This is a genomic window from Rhizobium sp. 25PS6 (genome assembly GCF_032464655.1).
GTDB classification, from domain to species: Bacteria; Pseudomonadota; Alphaproteobacteria; order Rhizobiales; family Rhizobiaceae; genus Rhizobium; species Rhizobium laguerreae.
Map to the genome: position 1 here is coordinate 1 of NZ_JAWDIV010000015.1, position 25,337 is coordinate 25,337.

The 25,337-nt window shown below is 60.0% G+C and carries 34 protein-coding genes, 1 tRNA gene and 1 pseudogene; 25 read left to right on the top strand and 11 right to left on the bottom strand.

Annotated elements, in window-relative coordinates:
• Window positions 1-53 precede the first annotated feature (53 nt).
• From tdh to RWK44_RS21385, 12 genes are all read left to right on the top strand, one after another.
• Window positions 54-1,091 (top strand): L-threonine 3-dehydrogenase, encoded by a 1,038-nt coding sequence (gene tdh / locus RWK44_RS21330; RefSeq protein WP_011652887.1) that lies wholly within the window; start codon window positions 54-56, stop codon window positions 1,089-1,091.
• 9 nt (window positions 1,092-1,100) lie between these two features.
• Window positions 1,101-1,361 carry a hypothetical protein gene (locus RWK44_RS21335; RefSeq protein ID WP_221942413.1) on the top strand — a complete coding sequence of 87 codons (261 nt, stop codon included), beginning with the start codon at window positions 1,101-1,103 and terminating at the stop codon, window positions 1,359-1,361.
• Between the two features lie 222 nt (window positions 1,362-1,583).
• Window positions 1,584-3,641: an RNA polymerase sigma factor RpoD gene (rpoD, locus tag RWK44_RS21340; RefSeq protein ID WP_131664637.1), complete on the top strand. Its 2,058-nt coding sequence runs from the start codon at window positions 1,584-1,586 to the stop codon at window positions 3,639-3,641.
• Window positions 3,642-3,960: 319 nt separating this feature from the next.
• Window positions 3,961-4,254 (top strand): GYD domain-containing protein, encoded by a 294-nt coding sequence (locus RWK44_RS21345; protein WP_020050986.1) that lies wholly within the window; start codon window positions 3,961-3,963, stop codon window positions 4,252-4,254.
• A 120-nt stretch (window positions 4,255-4,374) separates the two neighbouring features.
• Entirely contained in the window at window positions 4,375-5,520 is a 1,146-nt protein-coding gene (locus RWK44_RS21350; RefSeq protein ID WP_316029356.1) for a DUF930 domain-containing protein, read from the top strand.
• A 46-nt stretch (window positions 5,521-5,566) separates the two neighbouring features.
• Window positions 5,567-5,767 (top strand): hypothetical protein, encoded by a 201-nt coding sequence (locus RWK44_RS21355; RefSeq protein ID WP_316029385.1) that lies wholly within the window; start codon window positions 5,567-5,569, stop codon window positions 5,765-5,767.
• A gap of 106 nt (window positions 5,768-5,873) precedes the next feature.
• A complete protein-coding gene (locus RWK44_RS21360; protein WP_316029357.1) occupies window positions 5,874-6,671 on the top strand; it encodes an APH(3') family aminoglycoside O-phosphotransferase in 798 nt (265 codons plus the stop codon).
• Window positions 6,672-6,750: 79 nt separating this feature from the next.
• Window positions 6,751-7,557, top strand: coding sequence for a helix-turn-helix transcriptional regulator (locus RWK44_RS21365; protein ID WP_131664642.1), 807 nt, complete (start codon window positions 6,751-6,753; stop codon window positions 7,555-7,557).
• Window positions 7,558-7,913: 356 nt separating this feature from the next.
• On the top strand, window positions 7,914-8,810 hold the full coding sequence (locus RWK44_RS21370) for a DMT family transporter (RefSeq protein WP_131664643.1): 897 nt from the start codon (window positions 7,914-7,916) through the stop codon (window positions 8,808-8,810).
• Between the two features lie 3 nt (window positions 8,811-8,813).
• Window positions 8,814-9,530: a B3/B4 domain-containing protein gene (locus tag RWK44_RS21375; protein ID WP_316029358.1), complete on the top strand. Its 717-nt coding sequence runs from the start codon at window positions 8,814-8,816 to the stop codon at window positions 9,528-9,530.
• Between the two features lie 78 nt (window positions 9,531-9,608).
• Complete coding sequence (locus RWK44_RS21380; protein WP_168284033.1) at window positions 9,609-10,007, top strand: DUF427 domain-containing protein; 399 nt, start codon at window positions 9,609-9,611, stop codon at window positions 10,005-10,007.
• An 80-nt stretch (window positions 10,008-10,087) separates the two neighbouring features.
• Window positions 10,088-10,321: a DUF6894 family protein gene (locus RWK44_RS21385; RefSeq protein WP_131664645.1), complete on the top strand. Its 234-nt coding sequence runs from the start codon at window positions 10,088-10,090 to the stop codon at window positions 10,319-10,321.
• Between the two features lie 168 nt (window positions 10,322-10,489).
• On the opposite strand, the gene RWK44_RS21390 is transcribed toward RWK44_RS21385, so the two are convergent.
• Complete coding sequence (locus RWK44_RS21390) at window positions 10,490-10,735, bottom strand: DUF6894 family protein (protein WP_316029359.1); 246 nt, start codon at window positions 10,733-10,735, stop codon at window positions 10,490-10,492.
• A gap of 485 nt (window positions 10,736-11,220) precedes the next feature.
• Here RWK44_RS21390 and RWK44_RS21395 point away from each other — a divergent pair, with 485 nt between their 5' ends.
• From RWK44_RS21395 to RWK44_RS21405, 3 genes and pseudogenes are all read left to right on the top strand, one after another.
• On the top strand, window positions 11,221-11,940 hold the full coding sequence (locus tag RWK44_RS21395; protein ID WP_131664647.1) for a Crp/Fnr family transcriptional regulator: 720 nt from the start codon (window positions 11,221-11,223) through the stop codon (window positions 11,938-11,940).
• 76 nt (window positions 11,941-12,016) lie between these two features.
• A pseudogene (locus RWK44_RS21400) lies at window positions 12,017-12,176 on the top strand (MFS transporter); the annotation flags it as partial.
• 74 nt (window positions 12,177-12,250) lie between these two features.
• A complete protein-coding gene (locus tag RWK44_RS21405; RefSeq protein WP_131664648.1) occupies window positions 12,251-12,850 on the top strand; it encodes a DUF922 domain-containing Zn-dependent protease in 600 nt (199 codons plus the stop codon).
• On the opposite strand, the gene RWK44_RS21410 is transcribed toward RWK44_RS21405, so the two are convergent.
• Window positions 12,828-13,493 carry a hypothetical protein gene (locus RWK44_RS21410; protein WP_316029360.1) on the bottom strand — a complete coding sequence of 222 codons (666 nt, stop codon included), beginning with the start codon at window positions 13,491-13,493 and terminating at the stop codon, window positions 12,828-12,830. The genes RWK44_RS21405 and RWK44_RS21410 overlap by 23 nt on opposite strands.
• Window positions 13,494-13,682: 189 nt before the next feature.
• On the opposite strand from RWK44_RS21410, the gene RWK44_RS21415 reads away from it, so the two are divergent.
• From RWK44_RS21415 to RWK44_RS21435, 5 genes are all read left to right on the top strand, one after another.
• Window positions 13,683-14,036, top strand: a complete 354-nt coding sequence (locus RWK44_RS21415; RefSeq protein WP_130763676.1) for a DUF1428 domain-containing protein — start codon at window positions 13,683-13,685, stop codon at window positions 14,034-14,036.
• Window positions 14,037-14,212: 176 nt separating this feature from the next.
• A complete protein-coding gene (locus RWK44_RS21420; RefSeq protein ID WP_168284028.1) occupies window positions 14,213-14,962 on the top strand; it encodes a carbonic anhydrase in 750 nt (249 codons plus the stop codon).
• Between the two features lie 108 nt (window positions 14,963-15,070).
• Window positions 15,071-15,493, top strand: a complete 423-nt coding sequence (locus RWK44_RS21425; RefSeq protein WP_222010281.1) for a secondary thiamine-phosphate synthase enzyme YjbQ — start codon at window positions 15,071-15,073, stop codon at window positions 15,491-15,493.
• A gap of 123 nt (window positions 15,494-15,616) precedes the next feature.
• Window positions 15,617-15,922: a hypothetical protein gene (locus RWK44_RS21430; RefSeq protein ID WP_003541573.1), complete on the top strand. Its 306-nt coding sequence runs from the start codon at window positions 15,617-15,619 to the stop codon at window positions 15,920-15,922.
• 178 nt (window positions 15,923-16,100) lie between these two features.
• The gene (locus RWK44_RS21435; RefSeq protein WP_316029384.1) at window positions 16,101-16,448 is read left to right on the top strand and encodes a hypothetical protein; all 348 of its coding nucleotides are present in this window, start codon (window positions 16,101-16,103) and stop codon (window positions 16,446-16,448) included.
• A 145-nt stretch (window positions 16,449-16,593) separates the two neighbouring features.
• On the opposite strand, the gene RWK44_RS21440 is transcribed toward RWK44_RS21435, so the two are convergent.
• Window positions 16,594-17,334 carry an SIMPL domain-containing protein gene (locus RWK44_RS21440; RefSeq protein WP_131664650.1) on the bottom strand — a complete coding sequence of 247 codons (741 nt, stop codon included), beginning with the start codon at window positions 17,332-17,334 and terminating at the stop codon, window positions 16,594-16,596.
• A gap of 196 nt (window positions 17,335-17,530) precedes the next feature.
• Here RWK44_RS21440 and RWK44_RS21445 point away from each other — a divergent pair, with 196 nt between their 5' ends.
• Complete coding sequence (locus tag RWK44_RS21445) at window positions 17,531-17,977, top strand: GNAT family N-acetyltransferase (RefSeq protein ID WP_131664651.1); 447 nt, start codon at window positions 17,531-17,533, stop codon at window positions 17,975-17,977.
• 99 nt (window positions 17,978-18,076) lie between these two features.
• Here the strand turns inward: RWK44_RS21445 and RWK44_RS21450 are convergent, their stop codons facing one another.
• Window positions 18,077-18,223 (bottom strand): hypothetical protein, encoded by a 147-nt coding sequence (locus tag RWK44_RS21450; RefSeq protein ID WP_018242953.1) that lies wholly within the window; start codon window positions 18,221-18,223, stop codon window positions 18,077-18,079.
• A 253-nt stretch (window positions 18,224-18,476) separates the two neighbouring features.
• Here RWK44_RS21450 and RWK44_RS21455 point away from each other — a divergent pair, with 253 nt between their 5' ends.
• Complete coding sequence (locus tag RWK44_RS21455; RefSeq protein ID WP_077978844.1) at window positions 18,477-18,668, top strand: hypothetical protein; 192 nt, start codon at window positions 18,477-18,479, stop codon at window positions 18,666-18,668.
• A gap of 146 nt (window positions 18,669-18,814) precedes the next feature.
• On the opposite strand, the gene RWK44_RS21460 is transcribed toward RWK44_RS21455, so the two are convergent.
• Window positions 18,815-19,024 carry a hypothetical protein gene (locus RWK44_RS21460; protein WP_012558428.1) on the bottom strand — a complete coding sequence of 70 codons (210 nt, stop codon included), beginning with the start codon at window positions 19,022-19,024 and terminating at the stop codon, window positions 18,815-18,817.
• Between the two features lie 582 nt (window positions 19,025-19,606).
• Window positions 19,607-19,682 (bottom strand) — tRNA-Ile (locus RWK44_RS21465).
• 198 nt (window positions 19,683-19,880) lie between these two features.
• On the opposite strand from RWK44_RS21465, the gene RWK44_RS21470 reads away from it, so the two are divergent.
• A complete protein-coding gene (locus tag RWK44_RS21470; protein WP_131664652.1) occupies window positions 19,881-20,249 on the top strand; it encodes a response regulator in 369 nt (122 codons plus the stop codon).
• Window positions 20,250-20,349: 100 nt separating this feature from the next.
• Here the strand turns inward: RWK44_RS21470 and RWK44_RS21475 are convergent, their stop codons facing one another.
• The 3 genes from RWK44_RS21475 to RWK44_RS21485 form a co-directional block, all read right to left on the bottom strand.
• Window positions 20,350-20,553, bottom strand: a complete 204-nt coding sequence (locus RWK44_RS21475) for a hypothetical protein (RefSeq protein ID WP_131664653.1) — start codon at window positions 20,551-20,553, stop codon at window positions 20,350-20,352.
• Complete coding sequence (locus RWK44_RS21480; protein ID WP_003541559.1) at window positions 20,550-21,215, bottom strand: acyl-homoserine-lactone synthase; 666 nt, start codon at window positions 21,213-21,215, stop codon at window positions 20,550-20,552. Before RWK44_RS21480 ends, RWK44_RS21475 begins: the two co-directional genes overlap by 4 nt.
• A 157-nt stretch (window positions 21,216-21,372) precedes the next feature.
• Window positions 21,373-22,098: a LuxR family transcriptional regulator gene (locus RWK44_RS21485; RefSeq protein ID WP_020050903.1), complete on the bottom strand. Its 726-nt coding sequence runs from the start codon at window positions 22,096-22,098 to the stop codon at window positions 21,373-21,375.
• A 123-nt stretch (window positions 22,099-22,221) separates the two neighbouring features.
• On the opposite strand from RWK44_RS21485, the gene RWK44_RS21490 reads away from it, so the two are divergent.
• Together RWK44_RS21490 and RWK44_RS21495 are read left to right on the top strand one after the other, a co-directional pair.
• On the top strand, window positions 22,222-22,416 hold the full coding sequence (locus RWK44_RS21490) for a hypothetical protein (RefSeq protein ID WP_131664654.1): 195 nt from the start codon (window positions 22,222-22,224) through the stop codon (window positions 22,414-22,416).
• A 336-nt stretch (window positions 22,417-22,752) separates the two neighbouring features.
• The gene (locus RWK44_RS21495; protein ID WP_316029361.1) at window positions 22,753-24,678 is read left to right on the top strand and encodes a DUF5054 domain-containing protein; all 1,926 of its coding nucleotides are present in this window, start codon (window positions 22,753-22,755) and stop codon (window positions 24,676-24,678) included.
• Window positions 24,679-24,696: 18 nt separating this feature from the next.
• Here the strand turns inward: RWK44_RS21495 and RWK44_RS21500 are convergent, their stop codons facing one another.
• Together RWK44_RS21500 and RWK44_RS21505 are read right to left on the bottom strand one after the other, a co-directional pair.
• Window positions 24,697-24,936 (bottom strand): DUF2934 domain-containing protein, encoded by a 240-nt coding sequence (locus tag RWK44_RS21500; protein WP_025395376.1) that lies wholly within the window; start codon window positions 24,934-24,936, stop codon window positions 24,697-24,699.
• Window positions 24,937-24,960: 24 nt separating this feature from the next.
• Entirely contained in the window at window positions 24,961-25,167 is a 207-nt protein-coding gene (locus RWK44_RS21505; RefSeq protein ID WP_131664655.1) for a hypothetical protein, read from the bottom strand.
• Window positions 25,168-25,337: the final 170 nt, after the last annotated feature.

A 25,337-nucleotide genomic window follows, 5' to 3' on the forward strand; every position in this document is an offset into this window, starting at 1 on the left:
TGGGGAGAAGAGGGAGTAGCGAAGTCGAGCACCAAGCAAGGGTTGGGACAAGTATGTCGAACATGATGAAGGCGCTGGTCAAAGCGAAACCGGAGGTCGGGCTCTGGATGGAGAATGTGCCGGTGCCCGAGGTCGGGCCGAACGATGTGCTGATCCGGGTGAAGAAATCTGCAATCTGCGGCACCGACGTCCATATCTGGAACTGGGACCAGTGGGCGCAGAAGACCATTCCGGTGCCGATGGTGGTCGGCCATGAATTCTCCGGCGAGATCGCCGAGATCGGCTCGGCGGTCACCCGCTATCATGTCGGCGAGCGGGTTTCCGGCGAGGGGCATATCGTCTGCGGCAAGTGCCGCAACTGCCGGGCGGGCAGGGGGCATCTCTGCCGAAATACGCTCGGCGTCGGCGTCAACCGGCCGGGTTCGTTCGGCGAGTTCGTCTGCATTCCCGAAAGCAATGTCGTGCCGATCCCGGATGATATTTCCGACGAGATCGCCGCGATCTTCGATCCGTTCGGCAATGCCGTGCACACTGCGCTTTCCTTCGATCTCGTCGGCGAGGATGTGCTCGTCACCGGTGCTGGGCCGATCGGTATCATGGGCGCGCTCGTCGCCAAGCGATCCGGCGCCCGCAAGGTCGTCATCACCGATATCAATCCGCACCGGCTGGAGTTGGCGCGCAAGCTCGGCATCGATCACGTCGTCGATGCATCGAAGGAAAACCTCGCCGACGTGATGAAGGCGATCGGTATGACGGAGGGTTTCGACGTCGGGCTCGAAATGTCGGGGGCCGCACCTGCCTTCCGCGATATGATCGACAAGATGAACAATGGCGGCAAGATCGCCATTCTCGGCATTGCGCCGGCGGGCTTCGAAATCGACTGGAACAAGGTGATCTTCAAGATGCTCAATCTCAAAGGCATCTACGGCCGCGAGATGTTCGAGACCTGGTACAAGATGATCGCTTTCGTCCAGGGCGGCCTCGACCTTGCGCCCATCATCACCCACCGGATCGGTATCGACGACTTTCGCGACGGCTTCGAGGCGATGCGGTCGGGCAACTCGGGCAAAGTGGTCATGGACTGGATGTGAGAAGGGTGAATGCTTTGCGCCGTCGTGCCGGTCGGCAGGTATGCCGCCGGCTTGACGGCAAAACCGGCAGAAAATCCTACGTATGAGACCGCGCGGCGGGCAAAATCTTTACTGCCCTTGTCTTTTGTTCACGGCATCTTAAATAAGGTTCGCAATCGCTGCCGCGGTTCAAAGCCTGTGGATAAGGCTTTTTCCGGTGTTTCGTGCGCTTTTTTTCTGGAAAAGCTTGACGAGAACAAAAAATGTGGGAATCACCGTTCGACTTGTTGAAACGGTGAACTGGGTCAAGGCGGATCGCGCAACCATGGCCGGCAATCCAAAAGCAAGAAAGCTTTGCTGTTCGGTGCCGGCAATCGTGGTTAATCAGGCTTTAAATGTCATCCCGTTAGGTGGGCAAAGGTGATTCGAGGGCGGCGCGTGCGGCGCGTCAGGCCCTGAGACAGCCCGTTCACCGTAGCGAGATTGGATAGCGTCAGGAAGGCGACGATATAAATGGCAACCAAGGTCAAAGAGAACGAAGACGCGGAAGTCGAACGCGACAGCGCAAGCGACGGCCCTCTTCTCGATCTTTCCGACGACGCGGTCAAGAAGATGATCAAGGCCGCCAAGAAGCGCGGCTATGTGACCATGGACGAGCTCAACGCGGTCCTGCCGTCCGAAGAAGTAACGTCCGAGCAGATCGAAGACACGATGTCGATGCTGTCCGACATGGGCATCAACGTCATCGAAGACGAGGAAGCCGAGGAAACCGGTGCTTCCGGCGGCAGCGATGACGACGACGCCGGCGGCGACGAGGAGAGCGAAGGCGGCGAACTCGCGCCTTCGAGCGGCACGGCGCTTGCGACCGCCAAGAAAAAAGAACCGACCGACCGTACCGACGATCCGGTTCGCATGTACCTGCGCGAGATGGGCTCGGTGGAGCTTCTTTCCCGCGAGGGCGAAATCGCGATCGCCAAGCGTATCGAGGCCGGCCGCGAGACGATGATCGCGGGTCTCTGTGAGAGCCCGCTGACCTTCCAGGCGCTGATCATCTGGCGCGACGAGCTCAACGAGGGCACGACGCTGCTGCGCGAGATCATCGATCTCGAAACCACCTATTCCGGCCCTGAGGCCAAGGCTGCGCCGCAGTTCCAGAGCCCGGAGAAGATCGAAGCCGATCGCAAGCTGGCAGAAGAGAAGGAAAAGACCCGTCGCGCCCGGTCCGGCGACGACGACATCACCGATGTCGGCGGCGAAGGCCTGCCTCCCGAGGAGGAGGAAGAGGACGAGGACGAATCCAACCTTTCGCTGGCGGCGATGGAAGCCGAGCTTCGCCCGCAGGTGATGGAGACGCTCGATACGATTGCCGAGACCTACAAGAAGCTGCGCAAGCTGCAGGACCAGCAGGTCGAGCAGCGGCTGTCGGCTTCCGGCACGCTGTCCACCGCCCAGGAGCGCCGTTATAAGGAACTCAAAGATGAGCTCATCAAGGCCGTCAAATCTCTGTCCTTGAACCAGAACCGCATCGACGCCCTGGTCGAGCAGCTCTACGACATCAACAAGCGCCTCGTTTCCAACGAGGGCCGCCTGCTGCGTCTGGCCGAGTCCTACGGCGTCAAGCGCGACTCCTTCCTGGAACAGTATCAGGGCGCCGAGCTCGACCCGAACTGGATGAAGTCGATCGGCAATCTGGCCGCCCGCGGCTGGAAGGAATTCGCCAGGGGCGAAAACACGACGATCCGCGACATTCGCCAGGAAATCCAGAATCTGGCGACCGAAACCGGTATCTCGATCTCGGAATTCCGTCGCATCGTCCATATGGTGCAGAAGGGCGAGCGCGAAGCGCGCATCGCCAAGAAGGAAATGGTCGAAGCGAACCTTCGCCTCGTCATTTCCATCGCCAAGAAGTATACGAACCGCGGCCTGCAGTTCCTCGACCTCATTCAGGAAGGCAATATCGGCCTGATGAAAGCGGTCGACAAGTTCGAATACCGCCGCGGCTACAAGTTCTCGACCTATGCGACATGGTGGATCCGCCAGGCGATCACCCGTTCGATCGCCGACCAGGCCCGTACGATCCGCATTCCGGTGCACATGATCGAGACGATCAACAAGATCGTCCGCACATCGCGCCAGATGCTGCACGAGATCGGCCGCGAGCCGACACCGGAAGAACTGGCCGAAAAGCTCGCCATGCCGCTCGAAAAGGTCCGCAAGGTCCTGAAGATCGCCAAGGAGCCGATCTCGCTCGAAACCCCGGTAGGCGACGAAGAGGATTCGCACCTCGGCGATTTCATCGAGGACAAGAATGCGCTGCTGCCGATCGACGCCGCCATCCAGGCGAACCTGCGCGAGACGACGACCCGCGTTCTCGCCTCGCTGACACCACGCGAGGAACGTGTTCTGCGCATGCGCTTCGGTATCGGCATGAACACCGACCATACGCTTGAAGAAGTCGGCCAGCAGTTCTCGGTTACCCGCGAGCGTATCCGCCAGATCGAGGCGAAGGCGCTGCGCAAGCTGAAGCATCCGAGCCGCTCCAGAAAGCTGAGAAGCTTCCTCGACAGCTAAGACTCCGACGACGCCGTTCTCATTGGAAAAGCCGGGCTTCATGCCCGGCTTTTGCTTTTGTGATTAATTCCAATGATCCCGGCATCTTTCTTGTCCCTCCATGGTGACAAGTCTATAATCCGGCCACGGGGGAAGGCATCGATCGCAACGCGCGAGCGAGCACTGACGTGTGCCTAGATGAATCAATCCTCCGTTAGATCCGGATGATTCAGACCTGACGGGCCTGAAATCTGAATCCGGACCCACATCAAAGAAATAGAGCATGACGCTGTCCGAAAACCGCTGACACTTTTCGGCACCATGCTCTGGGAGGTGCGACATGACCACTTATATTCTTTTGATCAATTGGACGGATCAGGGCATCCGCAATGTCCGCGACTCGGCGAAACGGCTCGACGCCGCGAAGAAATTGCTCACCGGCGTCGGCGGCTCCTTCAACCAGTTCTATCTGACGATGGGCGGGCACGACATGGTCGCCGTCTGCGAGGCGCCCGATGACGCCGTCATGGCGCATTTTACCCTCTCGCTGGCGATGGGCGGCAATGTCCGCACGGAGACGCTGAAGGCATTCCCGGAGGCTGCCTATCGGGATCTCATCGGCTCGCTCGGGTAGCCGGAGCCGGAGATCGTCGATCTTGAAGGTTGCGGAGCGTTAGCGGCGCTGGCAGGTGGTCGACGATGGCGCGGCCGACCAATAACTTTCATCGCTGCTCGATCACGCGATTTTTTTCATTTGTGGCTTGATGCTGCCGGCTTTAGAGGCCACATCGCTGCTGTGACAGAAGAAGACGTAGAACCGGCGGAAGCGCAGCACGAAACGGGAAAGCAGCGGCCTGAAGTCCGCTGGGGCGTTGTCGCGTCCGTTGCTGCGCATATTCCTATCATTGCTGTTCTCATTTTCGGGCTGCCGAAGATCGAGCCGAAGCCTCCCGAAGACGAGAGCGTGAAGGTGGAACTGGTTCCGCCGCCGGAGGAGAAAAAGCCGGAGCCCAAGCCCGAGGAAAAGCCACCGGAACCGAAGCCGGCGGAAGAGGCGAAGAAAGAGCCGCCTCCACCGCCTCCGCCGCCATCGCCTCCGAAAGCTGAGAAGCAGCCCGAAGCGCCCGTCGCTCCCCAGCCACAACGTGTCGCTCGCCCGGTCTTCGAATTTGCCGAGAAGGATTCAGCGCCGGAACAAAGCGAGCGGGGTAGACCGCAGCAGCCGGAAGCGCCAAAACCGCCGGTCGTTGAGGCAAAACCCGAAGAAACGCCGCCTGTAGAATCGCCGCAACTTCAAAAACCGGAGGTTACGGAGACTATGCCTGCCACGAATCCGCTGCCGCAGGATATCGAACTTCCCGAGATAGAGACTGCTGAGGCCAATCCGGAAAAGAACGGGCCGGCTGCCGCAGGACAGGACGAGGCAAAGACGAATTTCGAGCAGGCAGTGCCGCCAACGGATTCAAGCGCCGTAACCTCCTCAACGCCATCAGACGCCGAGGCCAAGGAATCGAACAAGCTCACGAAAGCGAAGACGCTGTTTACCGACAAGTTTGTTTCAGACCACACGGTCAAGACGGCGATGAATAACTTGCCGCGTCAAACGCGAGGCGGCCAGCTTTGCTGGAGCGAGCTTAGGGAACAGCTCCTTCATTCATCTGCGGCATATGATTCCAATATTATCGAGGTGCCTCAATACGAGCTCCCGAATGGCAATTTCCTCACGCTTAAGGGAAGCGCGTTCTATGACGGTCAGAAGTTGCGGCAATTGGCATTCAGTTGCGAAGTGAATGACAACGCGACGAAGATTGTATCGTTTGAATTTGGTGTCGGGAATGTAATCCCCAAAAGTGAGTGGGCGCGCTATCACTATCCAGACGGCGACGCGGAGCATCGGTGAGCTTCGCTACAAGCCCCGCGCAAGGGACCGCATCTAGCCTCTTCCCATGGCCGTGATGATTCCGGTGAAGAAGAGGGCAGATGATATGTCGAACGAGATCGAGCGTTTTTTTGAGCATCAGGACGAAGCCGTCAGTGCGCTGTTCCTGGAAAACAAAGGCGATGAGCTGACCGATATTCTGGTGGCTGCTCTGGAAGAGGCTTTCGAAATCCTTCTCGAAGCCGCACCCGCCAAAACCGTTCATTGAGGTCGCAGAGGGCTCGCTCAGTCTGCCAATGTGTGCTGACCGATCGCGCCGCTTGTGTTGTCCCGCCCTGTCGGGATAATGCGCCAGCATCAATGGCCTAGATATCATGTCGATTTTCCGAGAGGATCAACCGCCGTCGGCGGGCGCGCTTGATGCCCGTCTGGCCGGTTATCGGTTCGAACGCGATGCGCTCGGCCGCTCCGCCGCGAGTGTCTTCCGGCTGGAAGCTCTCGGATTGCCGACGCTTTATCTGAAGGTCGAAAACGTCGGTCCTTTTGCCGAAATCGCCGACGAGGCGGCCAGGCTTCGCTGGCTCAAGGCTTCGGGTCTGACCTGTCCCGATGTCATTGCAGAGGATAGCGACGGTGTGCGCAACCGGTTGCTGATCAGCGCGCTGCCCGGGAGTGATCTCGCCAGTGCATCAGTGCTGACGCCGCTTGCGCGGGTTGAGCTGCTGGCTGCGGCACTTCTTGACCTGCATCGCCTGCCGATCGCATCCTGCCCGTTCGACCATCGGCTGGAGGCGCATATCGCGGCCGCAAAAGCGCGGATGCAGGCCGGCATCGTCGACGAGACCGATTTCGATGAGACGCGGCTTGGAAAGAGTACGGAGGCTCTGTTTGCCGAACTCGAAAGCGGGAGGCCTGGCCGCGAGGATCTCGTCGTCACCCATGGTGATGCCTGCCTGCCGAATTTCATCGCTTCGGAAGACGGGTTCTCCGGCTATATCGACTGCAGCCGTCTCGGCGTCGCCTACCGCTATCAGGATATCGCGCTCGCCTGCCGCAGCATCGCCTATAATTTCGGCGAGGCGCTGGTGCAGCCCTTCCTTGATCGCTACGGCATGCCGGCCACGGATCCAGCGAGCCTCGATTATTACCAGCTGCTCGACGAGTTCTTCTAGGCAGGCATCCTAGCTGCAATGATTGCGTCATCTCACTGTGGCTGGCAGAGTATCCGGCCATCGGACCTGCGGACAGACCATGGCGAAAAACCAGTTCAGGATGTTGCGCTCGGCGCTATCAGGCGTCGAAGCGGTGGAGGCGGAAACGCATCACAGCTTCGCCCGGCATACGCATGAGCAGTTCGGCATCGGCTTGATGTCTGCCGGTGCGCAGTCGTCGCTCAGCGGCCGCGGCATGGTGGAGGCTGAGGCCGGCGACATCATCACGGTCAATCCGAACGAGGTGCATGACGGCGCGCCGATCGGCGAGGGCCGATCCTGGCGCATCCTCTATTTCGATCCGACCATCGTCACCGGTCTGTCGCGAGAGATCAGCGAAAGCGGCGCGGCGCGGTCGGAAATCCCGCATCCCGTCATTCGCAATGCGGCGATCGCCGCCCGCTTCGAAACGCTGTTTGGCGCGGTGACCGGCGATGGAGCGGCGGACGAGTTGCTGCATCAGGAACTGCTTCTGCAGCTCGTCGCCGATGTCATGCGGGAGCGCTGTGATACCGAAGAGCGGCCACTGGTGCCGGCGTCGATCCGCGCGGCCCGAGACCTGATCGACGACGATCCGCTTGCCGCCGTCTCGCTTGCCGATCTCTCCAGGGAAAGCGGGCTCAGCCGCTTCCAGGTGCTGCGCGGTTTTACCAAGGCGACAGGATTGACCCCGCATGCCTATCTCGTCCAGGCCCGTATCCATATCGCCCGCCGGCTGATCGCTCAGGGCATGCCGCTTGCGGAAGCGGCCTTTGCCAGCGGCTTTGCCGACCAGAGCCACATGACGCGCGTCTTCGTGCGCAAATACGGTCTGTCGCCGCGCCTCTATGCCGGCGCCTTTCTCTGAGCGGTGTCGGCCTGTCGAGCTTCGTCACCGGCACGGCGATGCTGGCGGATGGGCGGAGTTTCGATCAGCAGGACGTAGGTAGGTGATGGAGAGATCAGTCCTCCGTGCCTGAGGTACAGCCACCAGCCCTCGTCCTTCGAGGCTCCGGCCTGCAGCCTGCGCGCCTCAGGATGAGGGCTGATCGTGGTGCCGCGGGCTGCCACCTCTCTCCAGCCTCATCCTGAGGTGCCCCGTAAGGGGCCTCGAAGGACGGGGCTGGCCGCCGCGCTTTAGTTCTCTGTTTTATGCCTGCAATTTCGTTCAAGACCCCGACAGGTTCCTGCTGTTTTCTCGGCGCATCTAACAGGAGACGCTGAATGTCGAGGCAGGTTCAAGGTTATGTCTATCTAGCGCTGGCGATGCTGACTGTGGGAAGCACGGTCGTCGCCAGCAAACTCATCGCTTCGGGTCTGCCGCCGTTCAGCGCCACCGCACTGCGCTTCGCCATCGCCTTTCCTGTCCTTCTCCTGCTGATGTGGGCGACTGGCGTGCGGCTGCCGAGGTTTTCCCGGCATGACCGCCTCATCCTCATCATTCAGGCCGGGGCCGGCAGCGTCGGTTATACGACGCTGCTGATCTCCGGCCTCAGCCTGACCTCGGCGGCCGATGCCGGCGTCATCATCGGCACGCTGCCGGTGGTGTCGGCCGCAATCTCCATCCTGCTGCTTCGCGAACGGCCGCAGCGTGCCCTGCTTCTGGCCGTGACGCTTGCAACGGCGGGCGTGCTGTCGATCGCCTTCACGCAGGATGCGGCCGGAGGGGCGCTCTCCGGCAATGCGCTGATCTTCCTGGCTGTCGTCTGCGAGGGGCTGTTCATCCTGCTGAACAAAAGACTGAAGACGGAGGTTGCGCCGCTTGCCCTGTCGACGCTGATGGCCGGCATCGGCTTCATCGTTGCAGCCATCCCGGCTGTTTTTGAAGCGCCTTCCGCAGATGGTATTTCGGCAAGCGCTGTCGCCGCCGTCGTCTATTATGCGCTGGTGCCGACCGTCGGCGGATTTCTGCTGTGGTATGCGGGGGCGGAGAGGGTGAGCGGCACGGAAGCCGCGCTCTTCACCGCGCTGGCTCCGGTTTCCGCCGTCATGCTTGCCTTCGTCATCCTTGGCGAGCAGGTCGGCCTCAACCAGATCGCCGGCATCGCCTGCGTGCTTGCGGCCGTGCTCGGGCTTGCCTTTGCCGGACGCCGCACAGTGAAACTTGTCGGTGGGAGATAGATCATGCAGTTCAGCCATTCCGATGCCATATGGCAGGCCTTTCCGGAGCTTCGCGCCGGCGCGGTCCATGCGAAAGGCATCCATGCGGATGCCGATGTCGAGGCGGGGATCGCAGATTTCAACGCAATCGCCGAGGCCCGGCTGGCCAAAGCGCAGGAAGGCGAATTCCCCGAAATCCAGGCCTGGCGTCGCGGCTTTTCCCGCATGGGGCTGAAGCCGACGCAATATCGCTGCGCTTCCGAGGCGCTGCTGCGCCGTTTCCGCCAGGAGCACGCACTGCCGCGCCTGCATCCGCTCGTCGATCTCTGCAATGCGATTTCACTCGCCTTCGCCATTCCGATCGCCGTTTTCGACACCGAAAAGATCGCTGGCGATCTCGAAGTCCGGCGAGCCAAAGGTGACGAGACCTATCTGACCTTCGGCGGCGACGTCGAACATCCGGAGCCGAACGAGGTGATCTTCGCAGACGGCAAGGAGAGGGCGCATGCGCGGCGCTGGACGAACCGGCAGAGCGGGCTTTCGGCGGTGCGGCAGACGACGCGTTCGGTGCTGATCGTTGTCGAGGCCTTGCATGCCTCCGCCGGCGACGACGTCACCAGGATGATCGAGACAATTGGCGATGCGCTTGCAAGTCACTGGCCAGTGGTGCCGAAAACGGCGATGCTGAGCCTGGCATCGCCACGTTTCGAATTCCGAGGATTTGAGACTCACGACGCTTGATGTCTTGGGCCGGCGACATGTCCGCCCTATCTCAGTGGGATCGATACCTCCTGGAGACGAATCCCCATGTCAGAAAAGATGTCAGATAAGTCGATCAAGATTCCGGGGCCGGATCATCCGATCAGCGTCGATCATAATCCCTCCCGCGTCGTCGTCATGCTCGGCGGCAAGACGATTGCCGATACCCGCAATGCGCTGACGCTGCGCGAAGCCTCCTATCCGCCGGTACAGTATATTCCGCGTCGGGATGTGGACATGTCGCTGCTTCAGCGCACCGACCACGCCACCCATTGCCCCTATAAGGGCGACGCTTCCTATTACAGCATCATTCCGGGCGGCGAGCGTTCGAAGAATGCCGTCTGGACCTACGAGGCGCCGAATGCCGCAGTCAGCAGCATCAAGGACCATCTCGCCTTCTATCCCGACCGCGTCGACGGCATCGAGGAAATGGCCTCTCCGGAAGCCGGCGCCTTCTGACGCTGCGCATGACATCGAAGCCGTTCCGGCGGAACATGTTCGCCACGGGGCCGTTAGGGTGATCTAGCGGGGGATAAGTCGTGCCGAAATTCTACTTTCAGCTTTTCGATCGGGATGGCGTCGGGGCGACCGAGACGGGATATGATTTCGACTCTGTCGAGGCTGCGAAAGCGGAGGCGCGGCGGGTTCTCGCGGAAATGGCCGCCGAAGGCTTGCCGGCTGCACCTTTGAATATGCTGTCGGTGGAACTCTTCGATGAAAGCCGGCGGCCGCTGGCGAAAATCCGGCTGGTTCTCGAAGAAATTTCGAAATAGCCGCGTCGGCGTGCATGCCTTGAGTAGCCCGATCGAGCCGAAGCAATCGAAAGACTATGTCAAAGTTAATTGCCGGCTATGAGGGCGGGTCTTAGCGTCTCGCATCACAATCGACCGAGTCGGATTGATGCGTATGTGTGAGCGGCGGCAGCCCTTAAACGGCGGCCGCTATCGTAAGACGTCGAGCCATTCATTGCTGAAGACGAGACTGGCAACCGTGACAGGAACGCCCTTCTCGTTGCGAACGGTGACGGCGATCGTCATACGATCACTCGCGGGCAGTTCGTCACGGGCCACATCCAGCAGGATGCGGGTCACCTCTTTCGGAATGTCTTCACGAGATCTGAGCTCGGTGCCGTGCTCGTCGCGCGTGGGACCTTCGCCGTTGTGTAGATCGAAATAGTAGCGAGCCATGTTTTTTCCTGCGCGTCACAGGGAGAAATCACAGATGAAGACAATTGTTCCGAGGCTAGAGCCTTTCCCGGTCAGATTGCAGCATTCTGTTGGCTCAAACGGAGTCGGATGGTCGACCGGCCGGCGCGCGTCGTAGCCCAGCTCTACGGCCAAGCCGGCCGATCGATCAGCCGGCCCGTTTCAGCCAACCCCCCGCAGATTTGCCTGGCAAATCCGCAAGAATTTAGAATCGCCGGGCGCACCTATTGCTTCGCATAGCGAAGCAGTGCGGCCGGTGGGCCGGGCATCTTTCCGCCAGCATCAGAGGCGATCGGCTCGGACATACCAGAAGGTATGCCCTTCGCCAATCGCCTCTGCCCTGACGAAAACCTGCTCCGGCAGAATGCTGCAATCTGACCAGAAAAGGCTCTAGGCATTGATTCTTATAGAAAATACAGGTCGCATCGAAATGGTCCGGAACTTTTGCGATATCGGCGGGCAAGGCCATGATTGAATCTCTGCTGCTGAACCTTGGAAGCCGCGATGTGCTATCGGCCGAGGAGGAAAGCCATCTCAGAGCGATCATCGTCAAAGACAGGCACTTCGTTGCCGGAGAGGATCTCGTCTCCGAAGGAAGCCGTCCGACCTACAGCACGCTGCTGCTCGATGGCTTTGCGGCGCGCTACAGGCTGATGGCCGATGGCAGTCGCCAGATCACCGCGCTGCACGTCGCTGGCGATTTTGTCGATCTGCACGCTTTCCCGATCAAGAAGATGGACCATGGCGTCGTTGCGATGTCGTCCTGTCACGTCGCTTTCGCCGATCATGCCGATCTCAAGGCGATCACCGAAGGCATGCCGCATCTGACCCGGCTGCTCTGGCTCGATACGTTGGTCGACGGCGCCATCCACCGCGAGCGGATCGTCGCCATGGGCCGGCGTTCCAAGCGCGCCCATATCGCTCACCTCGTCTGCGAACTCTTCGTGCGGCTGCAGGTGGTGAAGCGGACGCGCGGCGCAAGCTTCCACTTTCCGTTGACGCAGATCGAGATGGCCGACGTCCTCGGCGTTTCCGTCGTCCACCTCAACAAGACATTGCAGGCGCTGAGACGCGAGGGCGTGTTCACCTGGGAGAACCGAACGATCACCATCGTCGATTGGGAACGTCTGCAGGAGATCGCGGAATTCGATCCCGGTTATCTCAGCATCTCCAGGGAGCCGCGCTAAAGGTTGTGCGAGGCGGGCCGAGGCATGGCACAATCCGGTGACGGCAGCTCATTCCGATTGACAAGCCATCTATTCCAGCACCTCCAACCAGCTCGGCGAATTTGAATCCGGCATGATGGCGGCAGCCCGGGCCGGTTGCCACCGGCGTTGTCGGCGGGCTCGGCACGATCGTCGTCGTCGCCCTGTGGATGCGGCTCTTCCCGGATCTCACCAAGGTCAAGACGCTGCAGGGCTAGCGTATCTATACGCGTTGAAAGCGGCGACCGCTCCCGTTAGGTTCGGCCCGAAACATCATTCGGCGGAGCCGCGCGTGACGACAAATTTTCTATCCTATGTGCTTGCAGCGTTTTTTACCTCGGTGCCGGCCGTGGCGCTGGCCGAGTGGCAGGCGGTCGAAGAAGTGCGGCCCTATTCGATATCAGGCACGTCGGGGGCCGGGCTCTATGCATCGATCGGCGAGCGTGGGCCGAAGGCGGGCGGCTTCGGCCGGGCAATCGCGCATACGACGTTCAAGCTGACCTGGACCAGGAAATACGAACCGCAGGCAAATGCCTGCGTGATCGTGACCAACCGGCCGAAGCTCATCATCACCTATACGCTGCCGAAACCATCTGCTGCGCTGCCAGCCGCCGTGAAGAGCAGCTGGGAGGGCTTCATATCAGGGGTGCAGGCGCATGAGCGGGTGCATGGCGAGACCATCAAGGAGATGGTCAAGGAAATCGAGGCGATGAGCATCGGCCTCACCGTTGCCGACGATCCCGATTGCAAGAAGATCAGAATCGAGCTGACCCGCCGGCTCGGCGAGATCTCGCAAAGACAGCGCCAGCGCGGCCGCGACTTCGACAAGATCGAAATGGGTGATGGCGGCAATATCCAGCAGCTCATCCTCAAACTGGTGAATGGGCCGTGATTGGAGTCGGAGAGGTGAGATCGATGCAGATGGCTGGCGAAGCCTCCAGATTAAGGGCCCAACAGGTTGGTGGGACTACCGGTTTCATTGCGTGGGCTCTGTCATAATCCATTATTTGGACAGCCACTGAAAATGGCATCTCTCCCGCGCCCTGATCATAGCGGCTGATTGTCTTGATGAATTTCCCTGAAGTCTTCGATATCCAGATGTCGATTGCCGCACTCCATTTGTAACGGTGCCAGTATGCGGAATAGTGAAAAGCCAGGCCTTCTTCGGTTTGCGAGTTCCCGAGCTCTTTACAAGACGTAAAGATTGGCAGCCCCGAATTTGCATCGAGAGGGGTACGAATGGGCAGCCGCTTATCTTCATCCCAGACACCATTTTCGATTCTGGAATAGAAGACACCGTCTATCGCCCGCGCCTCCATGTAAGGTCTGAGATGACCATCTTCTTGCAACTCCGATACAGTAAAGCTGTAGCGCCCGCTATTGTGGGTGTTTTCGTATGCACGGTTAACGGCATAGCAGGATTTATCCTCCCCTTTGAACGCTTGCAGATGAAAAGAGCGACTATCTTCCGCGCCCAGAACGGTTGCGATTTGGATCAGAGTTAAACAAAAAACGGATGCAGCAATAACACGCATGGGAAACCTGCGGATGAAATGACGGGTAGAATCTGAAGATTTCTACTTATACGTCACATTGATATCGGTGCAATTTCCTACTTCGCGATTTCGTACTATCGACCGCGAAAATCTGTAAGTGCTTCGTCCCTGGACCTGTCCGGCCGCTCTCCTATCTTTCTCTGCTGACAAGTGCAAAGGGGGAGCGAGATGTCCTACGTCGATGGTTTCATCGTGGCGGTTCCGAAGGGGAATATCGAGGCCTACAAGGAATTCTCGACCTTCGCCGGCTCGATCTGGAAGGAATATGGCGCGCTCGAATATGTCGAATGTATCGGCGATGACGTGCCCTATGGCGAGTTGACCTCCTTTCCCCGCGCCGTGCAGGCGAAGGAGGACGAGGTGGTGGTGTTTTCCTGGATCGTCTACGGCTCGCGCCAGGAGCGCGACGATATCAATGCCAAGGTGATGGATGATCCCAGGCTCAAGGGCGACCAGTGGCAGATGCCCTTCGACGGCAAGCGGATGATCTACGGCGGCTTCGAGACGCTGCTCAGGCTCTGAAGCTTGACTTTCAAACTCTGCCGCCGCTCAGGAATGACGATGTGCATGCAAGACTTTAGGCCAGGCGCGCGAATGGCAGGATGCTTGGCCTCCCATGTTCCCTTCTGCCTTGCGCGAGCGCATAATCGCTCCGCGGGGCTCGGCAGGCTACCGGCTGCCACCGTGGGGGGACGGACATGCAGCGACGTGATTTCATCAAGGGACTGATCGTGCTTGGCGCCTGCCCGGCCTGTGCCGGTGCTGGCTTTGCCGCCGAAGGTGCGCATTGGAGCTATGAGGGCCAGTCAGGCCCGGACCACTGGGGCGCGATGGCGCCGGAGAATACCGCCTGTTCAGCCGGTTCGCAGCAATCGCCGCTCGATCTGACGGGTGCTGTCAAGGCGGAGCTTCCGCCAATTGCGATCGACTGGAAGGCTGGCGGCAGGATCGTCAACAACGGCCACACGATACAGGTCAACATGCCCGGTGGCAGCAGGCTTTCGCGGGCCGGTAACAGCTACGAGCTGCTGCAATATCATTTCCATGCGCCGAGCGAACATCATGTCGACGGCAGGAGCTTCCCGATGGAGGCGCATTTCGTCCACAGGCACAAGGAAACCGGCACGCTTGGGGTGCTTGGTGTATTCGTGACACCGGGTGCCGCCAATCCCGGCTTCTCGCGGCTGGCGGCCGCCTTTCCTAAAACGGCAGGCGGCGAGGCTGCGGTCGATGTCAACCCGAACGGGCTGCTGCCGAAAGAGCTCACCTATTGGTCCTATGAGGGGTCGCTGACGACGCCGCCTTGCAGCGAGATTGTCGATTGGATGGTGCTCAGGCAGCCGATCGAGACCGACGAGAACGATATAAGCGCCTTCACGACGCTCTATCCGATGAATGCCCGGCCGGTGCTTGCCGCCAACCGGCGCTTCATCCTTTCTTCTTTCTGAAGCGGTCAGTGGTTTGCCCGCGCAAGCTTGACTTGCACGCGCAAGCTTGACTTGCGCCAGTCAACGCGCCAACTCGCGAGAGATGTCATCTCGAAGCGGGAGAGCGCCTTGCCTCAGACGATCCTCACCTTGTCCACACGCGGACAGGGCCTTTACGAGTTCACGCACCAGGCGGAGGCCTTCGTCAGCGCGTCGGGGCGGGAGGAGGCGCTTCTGACCGTCTTCGTACGCCACACATCCTGTTCGCTGCTCATTCAGGAAAATGCCGATCCCGACGTGCGTACCGATCTTCTCTCCTTCTTCCGCCGCCTCGTGCCTCCGGCCTCCGATCCCGACATGGGCTGGATCGTGCATAGGGCCGAAGGGCCGGACGACATGCCGGCGCATATCAAGGCGGCGCTGACGCAGGTCTCGATCGGCATTCCCGTCGCCAGGGGGCGGCTGATGCTCGGCACCTGGCAGGGCCTTTATCTTTTCGAGCATCGCGACCGGCCGCATCGGCGGGAAGTCGTGTTGCATCTCAGCTCCTGAAATCGGTTAATTCTTGTGAATGCAAACTGAATGCCCGGTTCGAACGCCGTTCAGTTTGCTGCGTTTACTGTCGAGACAATCCCTGAAGGGAGAGCTTGGAATACCAATCGACGGAGACATCCCATGACGCATTTCCTGACCAAGGCTTCGCTTGCCGCTCTGCTCGCCCTCTGCACCATTCCGGCCACTGTTTCCACGGCGGCCGCCGCCGGACCGCAGACGAACTTCGTCGTCGAGGCGCAATATCATCGTCCGATCCGCGGCTGCTCGCCGATGCACGCGGTGCGCAAGGCGCGTGATTTCGGCCTGCGGAGAGCCCACATCACCCGCATGTCGCCGCGGGTCGTCGTCGTTGCCGGGCGCGACCGCCGCGGCTGGGACAGGATCACCTTCGCGAATGTCCGCGGCTGCCCGCTGATCCGGCGCTGAGGACTGCAGCCGGAGGCGCCGATGCGGCGCTTCCGGTCTGTTTTTGCCTTGACGGTGACACTTTCAGCCGTCTCTTCTCTGACCTGTATGAGTGATTCCCAAATGACGCTTCGGCGTCATGCGGATTAATGGGGAGGGCGGCTTGACCGGCCCGACTTTCAAACGAAAAGGTTTTTCGATGATGCAGTTTCTGGCAAAGGCGGGTCTTGCCGTCATGCTGACAGTCGGCACCCTGGCCGGTACGGTGGCCCCGGCCGCCGCCCAGTTGAATATCATTATTGGCGAGCCGGACCGTGGTCCGCCGCAGGATTACCGCCGTCCGCCTCCGGGCCCGGGCTACGGCCGGCCGTCGCGCGGCTGCAATCCGCAGCTCGCCGAAAACCTCGCCCGGGACTACGGCTTTCGTCGCGCCCGCGTCGTCGACATCACCCCGCGCCGCGTGATCGTCCAGGGCTGGACGCGTCGCGGCCCTGATGAAATGAGCTTCGGCAATGTGCGCGGTTGCCCCGCCCTGCGCCGCCGCTAATCGTTGGAAGAATACGCCGCCCCGTCTCCCCGATGCGGCGGCCACAACCGCCTTTGCCAGTCTCCCCGATCGGCAAGGGCGGTTTTCTTTTTGAAAATCTTTTTACAGCCCCGCACATCTGAAAAGACACGCGGCGCTGCAATGTCTACTGTTCGATGGCGAAGGTCACGGTGACGCTGACATTGTAATTGTTCTCGCCGCCCTGGACGGGAACGGCAGCGTCGGATGCCTCCTTCATCATCGTGGCGCGATAGACCGGCTGCGGCATTGCGCGCGGGACGTTCTCGTTGATCTCGAGAATGCGGCCGAGCTTGACGCCGGCGGCTTCGCTGAGCGTCTTCGCCCTCTTGACGGCATCGGCGACCGCATTCTTGCGTGCCTCTTCGATCGCGGCGTCCGGCTTGTCGTTGGTGAACTGGATTTCGCCGCCCTGGTTGATGCCGAGGGTGACGGACTGGTCGATCACCGCGCCGAGCTTGGCGAGATCGCGCAGCCTGACGGTGACGGAATTGATGGTCTGGTAGCCGATCAGCTGCGGCTGCTGCTGCTGGCCGTCGACCGGCTGCGGATAATTGTATTGCGGCTGGATGGAAAAGCCGGAGGTCTGCAGATCTCGCTCGGCGATGCCGCCGCTCTTCAGCGCGGCAAGTACGTCGTTCATCGCCTTGTTATTCTCGTCGAGCGCTTCGCGGGCGGTTTTCGCCTGTTTGACGACGGCGAGATTGACGACGGCCATATCGGGAGCGACGGAGGATTCGCCATCGCCGGTCACCGAAATCACCGGCTCGCGCGGCTTTGCCTCCTGCGCGAAGGCGGGCGCTGAGGCGGCGAGCGGCAGCGCCAGAAGGGCGGTCATCAGGACAGTTTTGGTATAGATCGGCGCCATGTTTTCATTCCTTGGTTGTCGTTTCCCGGAACAGCTTTCTGTCGGTTGATTGTGAAGCTATTACGGCGAGAAAAGACAGGCGCATGCGTAGCGAGAGAAAAATCTGCGGGGGCATGCGTTTGGGCTGAACCCGGAGGGCGTCCGCCGCCCGTTAGAAGCCGAAACGGCTGGACCGGAACCGACGGCTCGCTATCATATGGCGATCATCGACGACGAGGAAACAATGTTCGAAACGCTCGATCCCGTCCCGTCCGAGATCGCCACCGCGATTTCCGATGGCCTGAACGCCTTCAACGAGAGCGCTGAGATCAGACGCGAGGCCTTCGCCATCGTCTGGCGGGAAAACGGAAGGCTTATCGCCGGAATAACGGCGTCCGTTTCCTTCTCGATTCTTTTCATCGGCAATCTGTGGGTCGCGCAATCGCTGCGCCTGAGCGGCATCGGCCGGAAACTGATGGCGGCGGCGGAAGAAGAAGGCCGCCGCCGCGCGGCGGTCGCGGCCTGCGTCGACACACTCTCGACCCAGGCGCCGGATTTTTACCCGAGGCTCGGATACGTCGAATTCGGCAGGGTCAGCGGGCATGCCGGAGGCCGGCCCGTTGACCGGATCTGGTTCCGGAAGGAATTTTCCGCCGCGGCATGATCAGAAGCCGCTGGCGGCTTCCCATCAGATATCAACTGAAATGACATTGGAGGACGTATCGCGGGAGCAGACGAGTCTGTTGACTCGCCAATTGTCCTACTAGGCGCCGAAATCGTCCATGAAGGATGGGTGGATGGCGGGCTTGCGCTCTTCGCGTGCGTCGCGAATGCGCTGGGGAACCGCACCGAGACCGGCGACGAAGCGGGTCAGGAGATTGCGGTGGAAAAGTTTCTGTATGGCACTCATGGCAGTTCACTCATTCTTTTTTTTGTTAGCCGGCAGCATATATTTTGCCCAGACTGCCGTAACAATGGGCAATTTTGCATGACAGTTATGTGACAGTGCATGGCTTGAGGGTGGCTGGCCTAAAAGGTGATCACATTGGCGTTAGAAGGGGCCGCCGGGGGCGGTCGGCTGCTATAAATCCTCGTCGGTAATCGCCGTGGGTGGTAGATTGCCCGCTTGGGGTAAAACCAGCCCCTCCGAAGGAGAAGCTCAGATGAACCGATTTTTCGCATTTGTCGCGACCGGAACGCTGATCAGCCTTGCCACGATCATTTCGGGCTGCACATCGTCCGGAAGCGTCGACCAGACGTCGTCGATCGGCGGCGGTTATTATGAGCGTCAGCCGCTTAATCCGGCGTGTGGGGGTGGGTTCAGGCCGAGCGATGGGCGTTCTTGTAGCTATTAGAAATGTGCGCAGATCGGGCATGACGCCGTGCTAACAGCTGCACGGACGATCAGGAAACGCCCGCCGCCGAGGTCGGTTACCCGCTTGGGCCGTACCGCAATGAACATCACCACCTTGAACTCCTGCTTGGCGTCCAAGGTTATCACTCAGTGAAGCCCTTGCAGTCTGTTTCGCCGCTCTGCCAGCAGTTCATTTTGAACCAAATTCCTGGCATTGTCCGAAAGACCATTTGGCCCGAGCAGACCAAGTTCGGTAAACCGCGCTTCAATTTCCTTAGGAATGCTATCCGCTTCGTGTTGGCAAAGGCGCACGAGCCACTTCCATTCGTCGCTAGTCATATCCCTGTGTACGACCATGAATTGCTACTCCTCCCGAGAACAACGACTTCCATTAATAAGTACCACAACTTCTATCGAAAGGCAGGTGGCTCGACGATCAGGCTGATCATACGCGTATCAATCCGCAAAGCGCTGCACGAACGCGAAGTTTCCGATCATTCTCAATAAATCTCGACCAGCCGATGGTTGGCAACCGTGGTGCATACTCCTTGTCGCAGTCTCACGCGACGATCAGCACGAACTCGCTTCCTAGCCCTCAGGCGTAGGCAGAAAATCAACGCACCGATCCTTCTGCCGTATCGGCGTTTCGTCCTGCTGTGAGGGTTTCTAGAGGAAATTGCCGTCAGTGACGGCCACCCCACCGTCAAAAGACAATCGCGACTTTTTAGGGATAGCCGCGCAAGCCGGACTTTTATTTGCGTACTGTCGTCCGGATCAGGATGATCTCGAAGCGCTCCTGCTTTGCAAAGAAATCGAGCATGCTTCGAAGCGGCTTAAGGGAGCTTCGAAAGGTTTCCGAAATTCCGGAACCTCCTGTCAAAATTGCGGAAATTGGCGTCCGGCTAAAGGAGATTGATTTGAACCACTTAATGCAAAAGATGGTGGGCCCGGAGGGACTCGAACCCCCAACCAAGCGGTTATGAGCCGCCGGCTCTAACCATTGAGCTACAGGCCCTTGGCGCCGTGTCCGGCGCTTGGGTGCCGGGGCAATGGTTCCCGCAGCACGGTTTCCGCTCTAACGCAAATCCGAGGGAGCCACAAGCGGGGAGCGCACGCATCTGTGGACGATGCATAATTCGTGGGCAGCCACTGGAACCTTCTGGCGCGGGCTACACTTACTCAAGTCACATCCGCATGAAGAGGGCGATCGCAGATGGTGGCTTCGAACAGTGCCGTGGTGCTCATCGTGGAGGATGAGCCGCTGATCCGGTTCAATATCCTCGATGTGCTGGAGGATGTCGGTCATGTGGTGCTGGAGGCGGCCAACGCCGACGAGGCTCTGGTGGTGCTGAAGGGCAGGCAGGATGTCGATATCCTGTTCACCGACGTTAATATGGCCGGGTCGATGGATGGTCTCCAGCTTGCCAAGCGGGTGCGAGCGATGCGGCCGAATATCGGCATCATCATCACCTCGGGCATGGTGCGGCTCGATCCGATGGCGCTGCCCGCCAATACCGCCTTCCTGCCGAAGCCTTATCTGCACGACACGCTGATTTCAACGATCGATACGCTGATGACGTAAACACGCCGCGCAGCCGCAAAACGGGGACTGTTTTTGCGGCTGCGCGCGAGGCGCCGGGAGACTTGCTCGTCTTCAGGCGGGGCGGAGGGGAACCACACCCTCAGCTGAAGCTGCTCTTCAGCGCCTCGTTCTCGTGATGGGCCTTCTTCTCGTAGATCGTGAACAGCGCCATCGAAAGGAGATAGGAGAGGAAGGGATCCCCTATCTGCGTGGCGATGTCGCGGGATGCGAGAACATGGCGCTCCAGCGCGCCGATATCCTTCTGCATTGCGGTCTGCGGGGCGGTTTCAGCGAGGCGGTTCATGCTGCCATCTCCAGGAATTGGGTCACGACCGAGCGGGCCGGCACGTGCCTGACATAAAGGGGTAGGGTGAGGCCGAGGGCGGCGCGCATCTTGCGCAGCACCCGGTCCGATACTTCGAAGGCGCCGCAGCAGACGGGGTATTTGCCGTAGCCGTCTGCACGGCCGAGTTCTTCCACTTCGGCGCCGGCGCGCTTGTAGACGCGCTTGAGGTAGGGCTCGTAGTTGGAAATCATCGTATGGATGCCGTGATCGAGCGCGCATTCGCAAAGCGCAAGCAGCATCATGGAGAAGGCGCGACCGGCATCGACATTGGAGAAATCCTTGGCGATCGCCTCCTCGTCAATGCACATGCGCGTGCCTTCCCAGATGCCGGGGGCGATAAGATTGGCGGCATCTGGAAAAGTCTCGCGGAAGACATCGTAGAGAAGGGTCGGGCCGGTCGTCGGCATCAGGCGCATCCCGCCATAGAGGCGGGTGCGGCTATCGTTGCACCAGACGAGATAGGCGGGGGCGAGCGAATCGTAGCTGTCGCGTTCGTAAGGGCCGATGACGGGAACGTCCCAGCCGAGCGTATCGGCGAAGACCTTCTTGCGCAGGCGAAACATCTGGTCGAGTACGGCAGCGTATTTCTGATACTCATGTGCCTGAATGATAACGAACATTTTGCCCTCCAGCGTTTTCAAGTTCGTGGAAAGCACAATGGTTCAAGCGGGCCGGTTCGGAAATTCCCTCAGATGGGCCCCCTCAAATGAGGGGGGCAGAGCATGTCGCGCAAAAGTGTGCAGCGGTTTTGCGAGAACGACATGCGCCAACAAAGACCTAGGGATTGATGATGCGCAATTGCACGGCCCGGGAGGCGGCGGCCGAGATCGTGGCGCAGCCGAGCTTGAAGCGGGCGGTCTTCAGATAATCGCGCGTCGTGTGCTCCGATATGCCGAGGATGACCGAAATATCCTTGTAGTCCTTGCCCAGCGCCGTCCAGTGCAGACACTCGATCTCGCGCGGCGACAATGACGGCACCGGATCGTTCTCGCCGTGCAGCTCATAGACGGCCTTGCGGTGGATCAGATGGGCGATCTCGATCCATTCGTTGCGGCAGCGGCGGACGAGTTCGGCCCATTCGTCGGCCGGTATGCGGGCATTCAGCGACAACAGCGCGCGGCGCTGCGCCTTGTCGGCGACGGGAATGGAGTAGCCGTTGCCGCCGATACCGTGCTTCTGGGCATCGACCAACATGGCATAGGCCTCCGGCGTCGGCTCGACCTCGCTCCAGTCGAAGGGCAACTGGCGTTCGAAGCCCTGTTTGACGATCGGATCGACCTTCACATAGCTGTTCAAGAGGTAGCGGGAGACCCAGGCATCCGGATAGGTGGTGCGCACGAAGGGCGAATCGATCTTGGCCGCGATCGTCTGGGCGAGATGGTAGGTGACGAAATCGAGGCCATATTCCGCCTGGAGAATGCGGATGGCGGCATCCACATTGGCCGCAGCCTTGATCTGTTCGAAAGCGGACTCGAATTTTTCGCTGTAGGTATTCTCAATCATTTCCACTGCCCCAATCCCCTCAATCCTACCGCGAGGGCTGTCATAAATACAAGGCATCCCCACATATGCGGGGAATGACAATCCGGGTCCCATCTGCTAGCGCCTTTCATGAGGAGACCTCATATGGACAGCAAGAGACCATTCGCGATTGCCGAATGCCAACAGGCCGCCAAGGGCCTGAAATCCAGCTGGCAGGACATGGCAGGCTCCGAAGCGCTGATCCGCGCCCTCGTTGCCGAACGCAACGGCGACACGCCGCTGGCGCTATTCTGGACCGAGGTCCACCGTGCGCTCTGCCAGGAAAACAGCCCCTTCTGATAATCGGCTTTCACGAAAGGCTCGGGCTTTTCTCCTTGGCTAAACAGCGCACCACCCGGGCACGGCAGCAAAGAAGTCCCGCCGCCTTTCTATGTAATTATCGATGAACACGTCTTCATTCTTGTCGCGATTCGATTCTACGATGAAAGCGTCGGACGATAGCGTATTCGGATATATGGTTAATAAACCCGCACTATTTCATCGATTTGTGCCAAAACGGGTTGACGAAGAATTTGCGGCAGGAGCAAAGATGTTTGTGGAAACGGTTACACTCCTCACCTGTGCCGCCACTGGCTGCAGAATGTTTCGACTGTCATCACCGATGCGTGGAATGGAATGACTGAAAAGCGCGTGCATCTGGTTTTCAAGACCCATCTCGATATCGGCTTTACCGATCATGCCGAGAAAGTCCGCCGGCAATATCACGAGCGCTTCATTCCGCAGGCGATCGAAACGGCCAAGCATTTTCATGCCGAAAATCCCGACGAGCCGAATTTCATCTGGACGACGGGCGCCTGGCTGATCTGGGACCATCTGAATTCGCGCTCGGCCGCCGAGGTGGCAGCGCTGGAACAGGCGATCGAGCGCGGGCTGATCCGCTGGCACGGCCTGCCGTTCACCACGCATACGGAGCTGATGTCGCCGGACCTTTTCCGGGTCGGGCTTTCCTATTCGCAGGAGCTCGACCGCCGCTTCGGCAAGACGACGATCGCGGCGAAGATGACTGATGTGCCCGGCCATACGCTCGGCATGGTGCCGCTGCTTTCCGAGGCGGGCATCCGCTTCCTGCATCTCGGCGTCAATACGGCCTCACCGCCGCCTGATGTGCCCGACATCTTCCGCTGGCGGGCGCCCGGCGGCGAGGAAGTGGTGGTCATGTACCAGCGCTCCTACGGCGAGACTTGTTTCCCCGACGGTCTCGAGGACGGGCTGAGCTTTGCCCATACCAAAGACAATATGGGGCCGCAGAGCGTGCCGCAGACGGCCGAGGCCTATCGCGAATTACGCGCCCGCGAGCCGGATGCGGTCATCCGCGCGGCGACGCTCGAGGATTACGGCGCCATTCTCTGGAGCGGGCGTGAGCGTTTCCCTGTCGTCGAGCTGGAACTCGGCGACAGCTGGATCCATGGCAGCGGCAGCGATCCGGTGAAGACGGCGCGGTTCCTCGCGCTGCAGAGGCTCTACGACCGCTTCGCGGCGGATGGGCTCGACGCGCGGCGTCTCGCCTTCGGGCGCGGACTGGCGATGGTGGCCGAGCATACCTGCGGCGTCGATATCAAATCCTATCTGCGTGACGACAAGGCATGGTCGCGGTCCGATTTCGAGGCCGCGCGCCGGTCCGATTATCGCTTCGCCTATACCGAAGCCTCATGGGACGAGCAGCGCGCCTATCTCGACCAGGCGGTCTCGGAACTCGACGAGACAGACCGGAAGGCGGCCCAGGCGGTGCTTGCCGATATCGCCACGCCTGCCGTGATCGAGGGCGGTGGGCGGCAGCTCCGTCTGCAGACCGGCGGCTGGTCGATCGGGCTCGACGGTGCGAGCGGCGATGTGGCCGAAATCACCTCTCCCTCCGGCCGGACGATCTCCGGCCGCGATGGCTCGCTGATCGCCTATCGATATGAGAGCTACGATGCCGGCGACGTTATCAGGCATATGGAGACCTACCTGACCCATCGCCAGGAATGGGCGGTGCTCGACCATGACAAGCCGGGGCTTGCCCGGTCGGGGGCAACACTTTCGAAGATTTTTCTGCCGGCGCTGGAAGCAACTGATGGGGCGAGCATCCTTCTGTCGATGCCGGCCGAGGCTGTGCAGAAATATGGCGCGCCGCCGCAGGTGATGCTGCATTTCACCGCCGAGGGCGATCACCTCGACCTCAGCCTGACGTTGCTTGACAAGCCGGCCAACCGCATGCCGGAGGCAAGTTTCTTCTCGTTCACGCCTGATGGTGCCGGGGACTGGAATTTCCGCAAGATGGGCCTCTGGCACCGATCCGGGAATATTGCGACAAGCGGCGGCGGGCAATTGCAGGCGGTGACATCAGCACGTGGTGATCTTGCCGATGGCCCGCTGACGATCGAAACCTTCGATGCGCCGCTGGTTGCTCCGCAAAGCTCGGATTTCATGACATTTTGCAAGACGCTGCCGGATTTTACCGCCGGCATCCGCTTCAATCTGCACAACAATAAATGGGGAACCAATTTCCCAATGTGGTGGCAGGGAGATTTTCAAGCCCGCTTCCGGCTCAGCCTGGGCTGAGCCGGCAAGAGGGAAGGGTCAGCCGGCCTTTGTCGAAGGATTGACCCAGTCCTGACGCGGCATTTCGGGCCGCTGCGGTTTCGGACGAAACTTCACTAGCACCTCGCGGCCATCGACGGAGGCCTGCGTACGTTCCAGCGCATCGCGTTCGGCAACCGCTTGGCGCCAATGTTCGTCGTCGCGGCCATCAGGGCGGCCCTGTTCCTCCCAGATCGCGTAAGCTCTTTTGCTAATCCATTCGTGGCGTCTGTCGCTCATCTATCCGTTCCGTTCGACAAAGTGTTATTCGGCAATTCTGTCCTGCAGAACCGGTGGCCGGCGCTTGGCTGCCATCAGCAGGTCGAGCTCGATCGAGGAGGGCCCGAAACGGGTGAACAGGCTTTCAGCCTGCTCGTTTCGGAGGCCGTATTTGGAGGCGAATTCATCAAGGCTATAGGGACGGCCGCGCAGGATTCTGCTCCGGCGCTCCGGTTCACGGATTTGCGTCATTGGTGGTAACCCCAGTCGGTTTGGCGAATGTAAGAACAAAACAGATTACAGCGCCAAAAGTTCCGTGATTTCGCAGCGATTTCTGCCCTTTGTGCCATTCCGGACCGATCTCAGGCGGGAGGCAAAAATATTTGACGAATGGCGGATGCCGAGAAAATTTCCACTAAAAC